General features: G+C 67.8%; 15 protein-coding genes, 1 other RNA gene and 1 pseudogene. 7 read left to right on the top strand and 10 right to left on the bottom strand.

Translation table 11 applies throughout. The annotated features are described in order from the left end of the window. Positions 1-21 precede the first annotated feature (21 nt). Both WBG06_RS12125 and WBG06_RS12120 read right to left on the bottom strand, forming a co-directional pair. On the bottom strand, positions 22-1,077 hold the full coding sequence (locus WBG06_RS12125; RefSeq protein ID WP_336737009.1) for a 3-keto-disaccharide hydrolase: 1,056 nt from the start codon (positions 1,075-1,077) through the stop codon (positions 22-24). Positions 1,078-1,224: 147 nt separating this feature from the next. Beyond that, a complete protein-coding gene (locus tag WBG06_RS12120) occupies positions 1,225-1,701 on the bottom strand; it encodes a GNAT family N-acetyltransferase (RefSeq protein ID WP_336737008.1) in 477 nt (158 codons plus the stop codon). A 55-nt stretch (positions 1,702-1,756) separates the two neighbouring features. On the opposite strand from WBG06_RS12120, the gene WBG06_RS12115 reads away from it, so the two are divergent. Together WBG06_RS12115 and panB are read left to right on the top strand one after the other, a co-directional pair. After that, the gene (locus WBG06_RS12115; RefSeq protein WP_336737007.1) at positions 1,757-2,293 is read left to right on the top strand and encodes a GNAT family N-acetyltransferase; all 537 of its coding nucleotides are present in this window, start codon (positions 1,757-1,759) and stop codon (positions 2,291-2,293) included. 114 nt (positions 2,294-2,407) lie between these two features. Continuing rightward, on the top strand, positions 2,408-3,280 hold the full coding sequence (panB, locus tag WBG06_RS12110; RefSeq protein ID WP_336737006.1) for a 3-methyl-2-oxobutanoate hydroxymethyltransferase: 873 nt from the start codon (positions 2,408-2,410) through the stop codon (positions 3,278-3,280). A gap of 42 nt (positions 3,281-3,322) precedes the next feature. On the opposite strand, the gene WBG06_RS12105 is transcribed toward panB, so the two are convergent. Both WBG06_RS12105 and WBG06_RS12100 read right to left on the bottom strand, forming a co-directional pair. Beyond that, positions 3,323-3,742 carry a hypothetical protein gene (locus WBG06_RS12105; RefSeq protein ID WP_336737005.1) on the bottom strand — a complete coding sequence of 140 codons (420 nt, stop codon included), beginning with the start codon at positions 3,740-3,742 and terminating at the stop codon, positions 3,323-3,325. A gap of 140 nt (positions 3,743-3,882) precedes the next feature. Then, entirely contained in the window at positions 3,883-4,533 is a 651-nt protein-coding gene (locus tag WBG06_RS12100) for a potassium channel family protein (RefSeq protein WP_336737004.1), read from the bottom strand. Positions 4,534-4,613: 80 nt separating this feature from the next. Here WBG06_RS12100 and WBG06_RS12095 point away from each other — a divergent pair, with 80 nt between their 5' ends. Next, a complete protein-coding gene (locus WBG06_RS12095) occupies positions 4,614-5,840 on the top strand; it encodes a PQQ-dependent sugar dehydrogenase (RefSeq protein ID WP_336737003.1) in 1,227 nt (408 codons plus the stop codon). Between the two features lie 18 nt (positions 5,841-5,858). Here WBG06_RS12095 and WBG06_RS12090 read toward each other — a convergent pair whose 3' ends face one another. The 3 genes from WBG06_RS12090 to WBG06_RS12080 form a co-directional block, all read right to left on the bottom strand. Further along, entirely contained in the window at positions 5,859-6,068 is a 210-nt protein-coding gene (locus WBG06_RS12090) for an SPOR domain-containing protein (RefSeq protein WP_336737002.1), read from the bottom strand. A gap of 64 nt (positions 6,069-6,132) precedes the next feature. Next, positions 6,133-6,444 (bottom strand): 4a-hydroxytetrahydrobiopterin dehydratase, encoded by a 312-nt coding sequence (locus WBG06_RS12085; protein WP_336737001.1) that lies wholly within the window; start codon positions 6,442-6,444, stop codon positions 6,133-6,135. A 46-nt stretch (positions 6,445-6,490) separates the two neighbouring features. Further along, complete coding sequence (locus tag WBG06_RS12080) at positions 6,491-6,916, bottom strand: tetratricopeptide repeat protein (protein WP_336737000.1); 426 nt, start codon at positions 6,914-6,916, stop codon at positions 6,491-6,493. A gap of 88 nt (positions 6,917-7,004) precedes the next feature. On the opposite strand from WBG06_RS12080, the gene WBG06_RS12075 reads away from it, so the two are divergent. Both WBG06_RS12075 and rnpB read left to right on the top strand, forming a co-directional pair. After that, entirely contained in the window at positions 7,005-7,196 is a 192-nt protein-coding gene (locus WBG06_RS12075; protein WP_336736999.1) for a DUF1918 domain-containing protein, read from the top strand. A 14-nt stretch (positions 7,197-7,210) separates the two neighbouring features. Continuing rightward, an RNA gene (rnpB, locus tag WBG06_RS12070) (RNase P RNA component class A) lies at positions 7,211-7,560 on the top strand. Positions 7,561-7,601: 41 nt separating this feature from the next. Here rnpB and WBG06_RS12065 read toward each other — a convergent pair. Together WBG06_RS12065 and WBG06_RS12060 are read right to left on the bottom strand one after the other, a co-directional pair. Continuing rightward, on the bottom strand, positions 7,602-8,762 hold the full coding sequence (locus WBG06_RS12065; protein ID WP_336736998.1) for a tyrosine-type recombinase/integrase: 1,161 nt from the start codon (positions 8,760-8,762) through the stop codon (positions 7,602-7,604). Between the two features lie 99 nt (positions 8,763-8,861). Then, complete coding sequence (locus WBG06_RS12060) at positions 8,862-9,089, bottom strand: helix-turn-helix domain-containing protein (protein WP_336736997.1); 228 nt, start codon at positions 9,087-9,089, stop codon at positions 8,862-8,864. A gap of 63 nt (positions 9,090-9,152) precedes the next feature. Here WBG06_RS12060 and WBG06_RS12055 point away from each other — a divergent pair. Together WBG06_RS12055 and WBG06_RS12050 are read left to right on the top strand one after the other, a co-directional pair. Beyond that, positions 9,153-9,398: pseudogene (locus tag WBG06_RS12055) on the top strand (helix-turn-helix domain-containing protein); the annotation flags it as partial. Between the two features lie 84 nt (positions 9,399-9,482). Then, complete coding sequence (locus WBG06_RS12050) at positions 9,483-9,899, top strand: hypothetical protein (protein ID WP_336738081.1); 417 nt, start codon at positions 9,483-9,485, stop codon at positions 9,897-9,899. A 208-nt stretch (positions 9,900-10,107) separates the two neighbouring features. Here the strand turns inward: WBG06_RS12050 and mobF are convergent, their stop codons facing one another. Continuing rightward, positions 10,108-12,768, bottom strand: coding sequence for a MobF family relaxase (gene mobF / locus WBG06_RS12045; RefSeq protein WP_336736996.1), 2,661 nt, complete (start codon positions 12,766-12,768; stop codon positions 10,108-10,110). Positions 12,769-12,869 lie beyond the last annotated feature (101 nt).

The following is a 12,869-nucleotide window of genomic DNA, read 5'->3' as shown; positions in this document are numbered from 1 at the left end:
CCGCCGCCGACCGCGTACGCGTCAGGACAGTTCGCGGATGCGGACGTTCCGGTAGGACACCACGTCCGGGGTGCTGCCGTGGGCCTGGATCCCGACGTGGCCGATCAGCCCTCGGCTGCTCGAGTCAGGGTCGTTCGGACGGCCGGGGAACGGCAGCCCGGGCAGGTTCTCGAACTCGTTGATCACGACCCCGTTGCGGATCACGGTGTAGTGCTGCCCGACGACGCGGATCTCGAGGTCGTTCCAGGTGCCCTTCGGGGTCGGTCGCGCCCGGGCCAGGTCGAGATCGGCGAAGCCGTAGACGGACCCGGTCTTGCGGGGGTCGTTGCTGCCGCCCTCCGGCGAGTCGTTCACCTGGATCTCGTGGCCGCAGTTGACCGCGATCCAGGAGAGGTTGCCGGTCTCGCCGCCGTTGAACGTGGTCGGGCAGCCCTCGACCGGGCCCCACAGCTCGGGGAAGCGCACCTGGACGCCGCTGTTCCCGCGGGCCGTCCCGGGCGCGTCGTCACGGAACTGCAGGCGCAGGGAGAAGTCTCCGAACTCCTTCTCGGGATACCACAGCGTCCCGAATCCGCCACCCGCTCCGGCGCGGCTGCGGATGGTGCCGTCGGGAAGCAGGTCGAAGCCGCCGTCACCGGCGTAGGCCCACTTGGCGAAGGACGCGGCCGATCCGTCGAAGATCTGGTCATATCCCTCGACCTTCCCCACCTCCGAGCGGGCCGCCGCGGACTGCAGCCGGCCGGCCTCTTCCCGGGTCACCTCGCCGGTCGCGAGCAGATCGGCGGTGACGCTGCGTACGTGCGTCACGAAGGCCCCGTGCGTCGGCCACGTCCGCTCGTCGTCGATGACATCGTTGATCGTGCACCCGGAGGTCAGGGTGCTGTTGGCCACGCCGCTGTCGAGATCGAGGAAGAGCACGTTCGGGCGGGCGTCGGGGGCCGGACATGTCGAAGGTGCCTCGGCAGGGATCGCGGAGGCAGCTGCCGGACCGCCCAGGCACAGGGTGGCGATTCCGAGGACTGCCGACCCGACGGCGAGCCGGGTCCGCGTGCGGCGTGAGGGGAGGAAGTGAGACATCGAGACTCCGTACGTCGGGACGCCGAATGGAATGTGATGCGCGTCACGCCGGATGCTAGTGCGAGGAAGGAGCGACTTTCAACCGCCTCTGGACGACTTTCGCTGGTTATCTTCGAAAGTCCGACGCTCGAACTTGGCGTAGGTGCGTCAACGACGGACGGCCGGCCGCTCCATCTCGATCTCCTTCGGGCCGCCGTCGATGGGGCTGGACACCTGGGTCGTCTCGACGAACCCGAGTCGCTCGTAGACGGCGTGAGCGCGGTCGTTGCCGACGAGATGGGTGAGGCGGACGGGAAGATCCCCGGCTCTCGCGATCACTTCGTCCATCAGTGCGCGGCCGGCGCCGGATCCTTGGGCCTCGGGGAGGACGTAGAGCTTCCAGAGCATCAGGTGGTCCTCGAAGAGCGAATAGCCGGCCATCGCGACGACCCGATCGCCGACCTCGGCGACGAGGATTCGGCCGGCCTCGATCCCCGGGAGCACCGCGTCCCGGGTCCACCACTTCGCGATTCCCTCCTCTACGTACGCATCGCCGGTGATCGGCGGGTACGTCGCCCGCCAGGTCGTCACACCGACGCGGATCACCGCGTCGAGGTCCTCGGTCGTCGCCTCTCGCACCCGCATGGGCGCGACGATAACCAGGAGCGCGACGGTTGTCGTTCCGTTTAGCGTGGACCTCGTGCTGATCCGACGTGAGCGTCCCGAAGACACTGCCGATATCCGTGCGGTCACCGCCGCTGCCTTCTCCGGCGTGGAGCACTCCGCTCCACCGATCGAGCCCGACGGCGCGCCCGGGGAGGCAACCCTCGTCGGTTGGCTGCGCGACGACGCCGGCTGGATCCCGGAGCTGTCACTGGTTGCGGAGATGGACGGCGAGATCGTCGGCCACGTCGTCGCCACGCGAGGCGACCTCGCCGGGCGGCCGGCGCTCGGCCTCGGACCGGTGAGCGTCTCGCCGTCGAAGCAGCGGGCCGGGGTCGGCTCCGCCCTGATGCACGCGGTCCTCGGCGCCGCCGACGCCATGGACGAGCCGGTCGTCGTGCTCCTCGGCTCCCCCGACTACTACAGCCGCTTCGGCTTCGTCCCCGCCTCCTCGCTCGGGATCGAGGCACCCGACCCGGCGTGGGGCGACTACTTTCAGGCCCGGCCGCTGGCTGCGTACGAGGAGAGCGTCCGCGGAAGATTCACCTACGCCGCGCCTTTCGACCGACTGTGATCCAGCCACTCCAGAGTGACCAGGGCCACAGCGCGGACGGCCGCTGATCGGCCTACGCTGGAGGTAGTCCGTGGACTCCATCAGGGAGCTGCGAGATGACACCAGAAAGGCTCGATGATGAGCACGAACCCCTCTGCCGAGGAGACCGCGCCCTACGGCTCCGGCGCTGCCGGAAGCGCACCGGCCAAGCCTGTACGCAAGGTGCGCACGCATCATCTACGCGAGATGAAGCAGCGTGGCGACAAGATCACGATGCTGACCTCCTACGACATGTACTCGGCCCAGATCTTCGACGAGGCCGGGGTCGACCTGCTGCTCGTCGGCGACTCCGCCTCCAACAACGTCCTCGGCAACGAGACGTCGCTTCCGGTGACCGTGGACGAGCTGCTGCCCCTGACCCGCGCGGTCTCGCGCAGCGCGAAGCGGGCGATGGTCGTCGGCGACCTGCCGTTCGGCTCCTACCAGGCCTCCCCCGAGCAGGGTTACCTGACCGCGGCGCGGTTCATGAAGGAGGGCGGCGCCCACTGCGTGAAGCTCGAGGGCGGTGCCGAGATGGCCCCGGTCATCAAGAAGCTGACCGAGGGCGGCATCCCGGTCATCGCCCACATCGGCTTCACCCCGCAGTCCGAGCATGTCCTCGGTGGCTACCGTGTCCAGGGCCGCGGCGACACCTCCGACCGGATCATCGACGACGCCAAGGCCGTCCAGGCGGCAGGCGCGTTCGCGGTCGTGATGGAGATGGTCCCCGGTGATGTCGCCGCGCAGATCACCAAGGAGCTCGACATCCCCACGATCGGCATCGGCGCCGGCCCCGACTGCGACGGCCAGGTGCTGGTCTGGCAGGACGCCTTCGGGATGCGCAGCGGCAAGATGGCCCGCTTCGTGAAGCAGTACGTCGACGTGAAGTCGGTCCTCTCCGAGGGCGCCGAGGCCTACATCGCCGACGTCAAGGGCTCGACCTTCCCCGGCCCCGAGCACACCTTCTAAGGATCTGTTCCACGAAGTGGTCGATCTGGGCCGTCCAATGGCTCAGCGTCGGGCCCAGATCGACCACTTCTCGGATCCTGCTCCCACAGGGAGCCCCGCCATAGGGCGTTCGAGGACCGTCTCGGCGACCGTAGCGATGCGCACACCGCCGATCCCGTGGCTGTGTGGCGGCAACGGGTGTCTGCTGACCTCGACCTGCGGCCTGCGCACCCGTACCCCGAGCGGGACCGAGATCTCGATCCGATGGTCCTGGGCCAGCGGCGGCAGCCAGAGGTCGTACGCTGCCGCCGCGGTGAGTCCGGTGAAGATCGTGCCGTCAGGCAGTCGCTCTGCCCAGGCCCGCATCCGGGCCCAGAGCGGATCCTCTTCACCGAGATCCTTCGCGATCCGGACACCGGCGCCGAGCCCTATCCAGCGGCCGCTCCGGCGTCGTGGTGCCCGCCGCGTCGTCGTCTCCCCCATGTCCTCACCGTGCCGCGGAGGCGGTGCGTTCGCCATCGCAATGGCAGCCACCTGTGGATAACTCGCAGCGCGAACTGGTCACTTCGGGCTCGATCACGGGCCCGTCTCGAGCCCAAAGTGACCAGTCTGTCCGCGGGCTCCTAGAAGCGGCGCGACCTGGCAGCGGCCAGGCCGACCAGGCGGGCGACGACCATCGCGACGTAGAAGACTCCGGCGATCTGCTCGATCATCACGATCGAGCGGGCATGAGAGAGCACGGGGACGATGTCGGAGAGACCGACGGACGTCAGCGTCGTGAAGGAGAGATAGAGCAGGTCGAACCACTGCCGATGGTCCCCGAAGGAGCCCGGCCAGATCACCTGCACGGCGGCGTACAGATAGGCGAAGGCCCACGCCACCACGGTGAAGGCGGCTCCGGTGGCGAAGAGCTCGTCGCGGGTCACCACGTCGTCGTGGAAGAGGTAGCGGATCATCGCGTAGGAGACGAACAGGTAGAACGGGACATGGAAGAAGGCCGAGGCCAGCACGACCCAGCCTTCGTCGGGCGCGACCGACTCCCACACCGCGAAGATCGTCGCCGGACCACCGAAGAGGCAGGCGGCCCAGGAGAAGGCCGGGGTGAGACGTACGGCCGCGACTGCCGCCAGCAGGAGGAGCAGCTGCAGCACGCCCAGCCCCGCGCGCCCGGCGGTGGAGCCGTCGAGGAAGGGGTAGGCCAGGATCGCCACGACCTGGCCGAGCAGCAGCACCGCGGAGGGATGGTCACCCATCGCTCTGATCACGTTCCTCACAAGCGCACACCCTAGAGCGTGACCACACCGGAGCGTCGAAGCGCGCGCCCGGCCGGGTACGACCCAGTAGCGTCATCACCATGCGCGCTGCCCTGGCCCTCGCTTCCGTGATCGTTCTCGGGATCTCGACCGCGGCCTGCTCCGGCGACTCCTCCCCCGCCACGACGCCGCCGCCACTGAACCCGTCGGGCACGGCGAGCACGTCCGCGGGCGCCTCCCCCGGCACGTCCTCGTCGCCGCCCGCAGTGATGCCGACCTCCGATCGGGTCCCCCAGCTCGACGTCGAGGTCCTCGACGACGAGCTCGATCACCCGTGGGACGTCGCCGACATCGGCGAGGACCGGTTCCTGCTCACCGAGCGCGAGCGGGCGGTCCTCTCGCTGGTCGAGGGCGGTGAGCGGCGCGAGATCCCGCTCGAGGACAACGACATCTGGGTCTCCGGCGAGACCGGGCTGATGGGTCTCGAGATCGATCCGGGCTTCGCCGAGAACCGCCGCATCTACACCTGTCAGGGGTGGAACGGCGGCGAGGACGTACGTGTCATCTCCTGGGTCCTCGATGCCGGACTGACCCGGGCCACCCAGGAGCGGACCCTGATCGACGGATTCCCCACGAGCTCGGGGAGGCACGGCGGCTGCAGGCTGCTGATCAGCGCGGACGGCGCGCTGTGGGTCGGCACCGGCGACGCCGCCAACGAGGAGAACCCGCGCAACCTCGACTCGCTGGGCGGCAAGACGCTCCGGCTCGACCCCGAGACCGGCCGCCCCTGGCCGGGCAACCCGTGGGCGGGCGACGAAGGGCCCCGACGGTTCATCACGAGCTTCGGCCACCGCAACGTCCAGGGGCTGGCCCAACGCGCCGACGGCACCATCTGGGGGATCGAGCACGGCTCCGACCGCGACGACGAGGTCAACCGGATCACCCTGGGTGGCGACTACGGCTGGAACCCGGGCGCCGGCTACGACGAGTCGGTGCCGATGACCGACCAGGGGCTGCCCGGGAAACAGATCGAGGCCGCCTGGTCCTCGGGGAACCCGACGGTCGCCACCGGCGGTGGTGTGTTCATCCCGGTCCAGGAGCGGTGGGGCGCCTACGGCGGAGCGCTCGCGGTCGCCGTGCTCAAGGACCAGGAGCTGCGGATCCTCGCCTTCGACGAAGCCGGGAAGCTCACCGACGACAGCTCGCCCGAGGTCATGCACGACCACGGGCGGCTGCGTACGGTCTCGCTGGCCACCAACGGGGACCTCCTCGTCACCACCGACAACGGCGGCGGCGAGGACGCCCTCCTCCGGGTCAGCCCGCGCTGAGGATCAGCTGCTCCTCGATCACTCGGTCTCGGTGCCGGCGTCGCCCTCCCACGCCTCGTCTTCCTTCTCCCAGCGCTCGTTGTTCTCCTGCACCTTCTCCAGCGCTCGGGAGGCCTCGGCGTGAGATGAGTAGGGGCCGAGACGGTCCTTGGCCTTGCAGCCCTCGTACGGCTCGACGGTCTGGTGCTTGAGGCAGTAGTAGTACTCGCCCGCGTGCTCGTCGCTCATGCTGCCAACCTACCGCTGCCGACGATGCTCGCGCGGGAACTGCGCTGTCATCCCGCGCGAGCAGTCAGAGCGAACTCTCCGCCGAGAGCCCGTTGATCACCTTCGCCAGCGCGATGTCCCGGCTGGTGACGCCACCGGCGTCGTGGCTGGTGAGCCGGATCTCGACGTACGGATAGCGCAGGTCGATGTCGGGGTGGTGGTTGGCCTCCTCGGCCTTCGCCCCGATCGCGTTGACCAGCGCGAGACCGGTGATGAAGTCACCGGTCTCCACGCGGGCGACGATGCTGTCGGCGTCACCGGAGGCGTCGAACGTCCAGCCCGCCAACTGCTCCTGGGCGACCTGCTCGGCGTTGAGGGTCGTGGTGTCAGGTTCCATGACCCCACCCTGCCATCGTCGTGGTCGCCGCGTCACATGACCCGGGTCACTCCTCGCGCTGCGCCAGCCGGTTGCGTACGCGGAAGACGGCTGCCTGGTGGTCGTAGTCGTCACTCATCACGGCCGCCAGGCGCAACGGACCGAGCGCCTCCTCGAGACGGTCCTGGCGCTCCAGCACCCGACCGAGCGAGTGCTGGCTCCAGGCGTCGCTCGGGTCACGCTCGACGAGCCAACGCAGCTCGGTCTCGGCCTTGGCGAGCTGCGCGCGCAGCATGTAGGCCCAGGCCCGCATGCTCCGCAGCCCGATGTTGTCCGGGTCCTCGGCCAGCGCAGGCTCCAGGATCTCCAGCGCCTCCACCGGGAACCGCCGCGAGAGCAGATCGTGCGCCGTGCGGTAGGCCGCTTCGTGCGCCGCCTGGCCCGGGAAGATCACCGCCGGGGCCACGTACTCGAACTCCTCGTTCTCCGTCATCACACCCTCCGAACGTCATACCCCTAGACGGTATTCCATCGATGCCTCTTCAGGGAGGACCATGGTGACCGATAGGAGGTGAACTCGCATGCAAGCAGCAGTTGGAGACCACCTGGTCGTCATGGGACAGCACGTCGGAGACCACGTACGCGACGGCGAGATCATCGAGGTCAGCCACCCCGACGGCAGCCCGCCCTACCTCGTACGTTGGAGCGACAGCGATCACGAGTCGCTGATCTTCCCGGGTCCGGATGCGCATATCGAGCCCGCCGACCACTAGACTTTTGGTGCGGACGGGCTGGCCGGGCGATCGCGTCGTAGAGATACGTCGAGGAAAGTCCGGGCTCCACAGGACAGGGTGGTGGCTAACGGCCACCCGGGGTGACCCGCGGGACAGTGCCACAGAGAACAGACCGCCGTTACCCTCCAGGTAGCGGTAAGGGTGAAACGGTGGGGTAAGAGCCCACCAGTCCTCGTGGTGACACGAGGAGCTAGGTAAACCCCACCCGGAGCAAGACCAGACAGCGTACGTTTGAGGGCGGTCCGCCCGAGTGCGCGGGTAGGTTGCTAGAGGCCATCGGCAACGATGGTCCGAGATGGATGGTCGCCGACTACAGAACCCGGCTTACAGGCCAGCCCGTCCGCTTTCCCGGCCCTGACCAGGTGTTTTGCTTTCCGAGTTGCTCTACTGTCCGGTTACTGTCCGGTCTGGAAGTAAAGCAGGTTTGGGATCGGGCACAGACCGGAGCGTTGGACCACCTCCGAGCGCCGATTGGAGAACAGCCCGCACGGCCTCATCCTCGTCGCCGATCAGGTGGCCGTAGGTGTCCCATGTCTCGGCAGCGTTCTTGTGCCCGAGGAGCGCCTGGAGTGCCTTGATCGACGTGCCTGCACGGATGTGCATCGAGGCGAAGTAGTGCCGCAGATCGTGCGGTGTGGCATCGGTCTTGACCTTCTTGGCCGCGGTGCTCCAAGCCATCCACAGGGTGCTCTTGCCGATCGGGTTGCCCGAGGAGTTGGTGAAGATCAGACCGCTCTCATGGATGCCGAAGGTCTTCTTCTGGTCCTCGATCGCCTCGAGCACGATGTCGGGCACGGCCATGGTTCGGACGCTCGACGGCGTCTTCGGCGATTTCCAGGTTGGCTCGGTCGTGCGCAGCTGGCGGTCGACGCGGATGGTGTTGAAGTCCTTCGACACCCTGTCCACGGTCAGCCCGAGGATCTCGCCGCGGCGCATCCCGGTGCCGGCCAGGACGGTGATCAGGTTCATGTAGCGCGGGTAAATCGTCTCGCTCAGCTCCTTGACCACGTCGGTGGTGATCGGAACCAGCGCCGACTTCGGGTCTAGGCGGGGCAACCGGGTGCCCTCACATGGTGAACCGGCCAACACCCGCTCCTTGGCGGCCGCCTTCATGACGATGGCGAGCACTCCGTAGCGCAGGTGCACGGTGGTCGGAGCCGCGGTGGCTGACCACTTGGCGACCAGCTCCTGGACGTCGGCCTGCCGGATCGAGTCGATCCGCCAGTCGCCGATCTTCGGGTAGATGTGGGCGTTGAGGGCGATCTCGAAGGTCGTTCGGGTCGACTCGGCATGGACCTGTCGGGCACGCCAGGCTTCGGCGTACGTCTTGAAGCTTTGCTTGCCGAACTCAGGGTTGACCCAGTCGCCGCGGACCAGACCTGCGGTCTGCTCGTCAATCCAGTCCTGGCCCTCGGCCTTACGGTCGAAGTGCTTGACGTGCTCCTCGCCGGCTCGGTCGACGTAGACCGCGCGCCAGCGGACCTTGGTCCTGACCTCGCCTTCCTTGGTCGTCCACCTCGCGGTGTGCTTGCGGATCGTGGCCATTGCTCACCCGCTCTCCTCGTGGTTGGCGTTCTCATCCATGTCCCTCAGAGTAGGCGCCCTCCCGAACAGTCGTTCGAGATGACGCCTACCTGTTGGAGATCACCGGATCAGCGGCGTTGCGGCTCGGCGCTGATCCCGCATGAAGGTGCGCAGGTCACCGACGGTCGTGACCAGCCGGCGACCGATCTTGAAGAACCTCGGCCCGGTCTTGCGCTGTCGCCACCAGCGCAGGGTGTTCTCCGACGTACGCAGGATCTCCGCCGCCTCAGCGAAGGTGAGGATCTCCTCGGTGTCCCGCTCGGAGAACGGGATCTGACTTGTCGTCATGTTCATCTCCTGTCATCGATGACCGCTGCCCGGTTGGCAGCGGCACACGCGTGCAAGAGGTAGGTGTGCAGGGGTCCCCAAAGGGCCCCTGATTTAGATCCGATCGAATGTACAGGTCCGATCGGATATTCTGGTCCGATCGAGGGAACCAGACTTCTTCAGGCGGCCCGACGGGTTGCTGGCCTCTCCCAGGCCGAGCTCGCCGAGCGGGCTGGCACGTCCCAAGCCACCCTGTCTGCGTACGAACGCGGCGCGAAGTCTCCGGCCCTCAAGGTCGCCGAGCGGATCCTTCACGCCACCGGACTCGAGCTCTCGGTCCGGACCCACGTCGACTTCAAAGAGCGCACCGCGCCCGGCGTCGAACCGTTCTGGGTCCCGAATATGTTGTGGAACGTGGGCCCGCCCACATGCTTCGTCATCCTCCACGTTCCTGACATGGTCAACCACACCAGCCAGTCCGACTGGGACCTCAGCGACCGGGTCGATCGCGCCCGGGCGTACGAGATCCTGATCCGCTGGGGACTCCCCCAAGCGATGCTCCGCTGGCTCGATGGCGCTCTGCTCGTCGACCTCTGGGACGAGCTCGACCTGCCCGAGGAGATCCGGACCTGCTGGACCCCCGCGATCGTTCACGCCACCCCTACCAAGACCGTGGACATCTTCGACTTCTCCTTCTCACGCGTTCTCGGCCCCGAAGGTACGGAGAATGCCGAGATCCGCAGATTCGAGGCGTTGCCGCCACAGCCTCCGAAGCCCACGCAGCGCCGCAAGCGTCGGGTTGATCCCCTCAACGGCCATCCCTGGGGATAGCGCGCCGCCGTCGAGCGGTTCGACACGGGTACAGACAGCGGCATCGATCCCGCCGAAGCACTGGCCATGCTTGCCGAACTGCGTGAAGAACGCCGGCGGCCTTGAGAGCATGACAGCTGCCTGTTCGGTGTTCGGTATTGATCGAACACCGACCTCGACCTGGTCGCTGACCTTCTCAGCTCCTCCGCGCAACGGCCGGACTGACTGCCTACATACCGACGCTTGGACCGCGCATCGACGCTGACGTCGAAGCAGGTCGACCGAGTCCAGGCATATCCACCGGTTGCCGCGACGCGTGCCTGGAACCGCGAAGCCCGGCCGACGCACGCTGCTTCGCGCGCGGACCGAAGCGCTCGATGTCGTCGGCCGCCCGCTGTGCTGCGTGGGCAGGCCCGAGATCGGCACGGTCGCGACTGAAGACCTGGACCCACTGGAGACGGGCCTCCTCGACTGATTCGGCGACCACGTGGGCGACGTTGCGGTCTCGGCCTCGCGTCATGCCGACATAGGCCGCTGTAGCAGTTGTGTGGGTGCCGACCGCGACGTGGGCGACCGAGACGGTCTCACCCTGGACGCCGTAGGTCGTGGTCGCATAGGCAAGTTCGAGATGCTCCCGGGCATAGTCCCACGACACGCGGCGGCCCACGTCCCGGCCATCGACTTGGCCTCGGAGGACGACGCCCTTCCGGTCGGCTTTGCGTACGGTCCAGGTCTCCCGGTTGGCAACGTCCGCATCAGGGTCGTTGCGACGGGTCGCGACCCGGTCGCCGACCTCGATCCGCTCCCCCGACCTCGTGCCAAACCTGCTCTTCGGGTCGAGCACGGCGGCCCGTTCTCGGTGGGCCAGTGCGCTGATCCTGGCGACCTGGTCGCGCGTATCGCTCACCACCGCGACACTTTCCTCGGTGTCCGCTGCGATCACGGCCAATGCGGCGATCTGTTCGACCTCGGAGGCGTGCACGACGATCTCTCCACGCGCGATCAGCCGGTCGAAGACTGCCTCCGGCCGCTGCCCGGCCCGCATCCGGAGACTGAGCTCGGCATACTCCGGGTCCGCGAACCGGCGCACCGAGCCCAGATCGACACGACTGTCTCTGGCGTAACGACACGCAAGATCGAGAACGCCACCCCGGCCCACCGCAGGCAGCTGATGCCGATCACCGACCAACGCCAGACGAGCCCCGGTCACATCGGCAATCTGCACGAGCGCCACCGCGCTGTCCTGATCCAGCATGCCCGCCTCGTCGACCACCAGCAGGTCGCCTCGGCGCAGCCACGCCGCTCGGTGCGGTGTCGTCTCTACCTTGTGCCAATGCCCCTGGTCGTCCCATCGGAAGCCGTACTGCCGCAGCACCCAGGCCACCGAATACGCCGACGTGCCCACCTGACCGGCAGCAACCTTGGCGCCCTTCAAAGTCGGCGAGACCACCAGCATCCGCCGCCGCTTCATCTCCTGAATCCTCCGCGCGGCCACGAGCGCCGCCGTCTTGCCCGCGCCTGCTGCGCCCTCGACGATCACCAACGGATCGCCGCCTGCGAGGTATGCCACCGCTGCCGTCTGGTCCCGTCCCAACCCGGCGATCGTGCGTCGTGCTCGCCGCAGATCGACCGGGCGCCCGGGTCCTTCAGCCCGGCCGGTGAAGCGCCGCACGAGATGCCACTCGACCGCCACCACCTGCTGCGACGTCAACGCACGTACGTCGACGGGCACGTCCTCCCGACCGAGTAGCGGCACCGAGGCTGCGACGATCCGCGCGGTCAGGTCCTCAGTGAATTCGCTTCGGACGCCGGCCGTCACAACAAGCCCGCTCTCTGCGATCAATTGCTCAGCTTCGCCCCGAGCATCTGCCCGGCTCCACGCCGACCGACGAGCGCCCAACCGGCACAGCGCCTCGGCCGCCAACTCGTCCTGGTCGAGCATTCCGGGCAGCGGGGTGCGCAGTTCGACCCCATGGCGAGGTGTACGGAAGCCCAGCTCGGCGAGCTCGTCGCGCCAGTGCTCTTCCAATGCCTTACCGGAGGTCGGCATCACCTTGTCGGGACGCTCATCTGCCCACGCCCGACGGTCCCACGCCTGCCGCAGCCTGGGTCCCGGTTCCTCCCCCGGATGCTCGCCTCGCCACTGGGTCTCGTACCGATCGATGTTGTGCCCGATCTGCTTCGATCTCGCCGAGAACGCCTCCCCGTACGCCTCGAGCTCGACGATCTCCCCCGACCCCGGATCCAGGTGATAGCCGTGCGCGGCCAGCGCCGCTCTGAACCCCGGATCGGTCATCACCGCCGCATGCCCGACCCCGTTGATCGCCCCGATGCTCTCTCGGAACCCGACCGTGTGCAGTCCCCGCCACTTCCCCGCCGCCCACACGCGAGCGTTGACCTGGAGATGCAGATGCCAGTGCGGATCACCCGCCCGCGACGTACGATGCGCCACCACCGCCGCCTCCAACTCCCCCACCGGCACCTGTACCTGTCGCCCCATCGGCCCCACCCGCGTCGTCGCGTGCTCCCCCACCCACGACAGGATCTGTTCCGCCGCGCACCGCTGAGCCGTGTCGTACGCCAGTGACACGTCAGGATGCAGCGCCGCGGCCAGCGACCACGACTTCGGCCCGTTCACCGTGACCTCGACGAACTTCACCCCCGCCTTACGCAGCCGCCCCTTCGCCTCTCCCGTCATGACGTCGAAGCCGCCGACCCACCGCTCGTACGTCTCCGCATCCATCGCCGGCGCCCGCCCGACCCGGCGACCAGAAACGACATATCGGTCGGCCACCCCCGAGCCCTCGCCCAGGTAGTAGTCGTCAGCCCCGAAGCTGTCCGCCTCCACATAGCGCCGCGCATCGACCGCACGTCCGGTGTAGAACTTCACCCCACCGTGCACGCCCGATCAGTCCCTCCATCAACAACCGTCGACAACCACATAAACGCAGGTCATAAGGTGGTTTTCTACTGACCTTGATAGCATGCGTG

It is taken from the genome of Nocardioides sp. CCNWLW239, assembly GCF_037137035.1.
Lineage (GTDB): Bacteria > Actinomycetota > Actinomycetes > Propionibacteriales > Nocardioidaceae > Nocardioides.
This window is presented reverse-complemented; position numbering and strand designations above follow the sequence as displayed.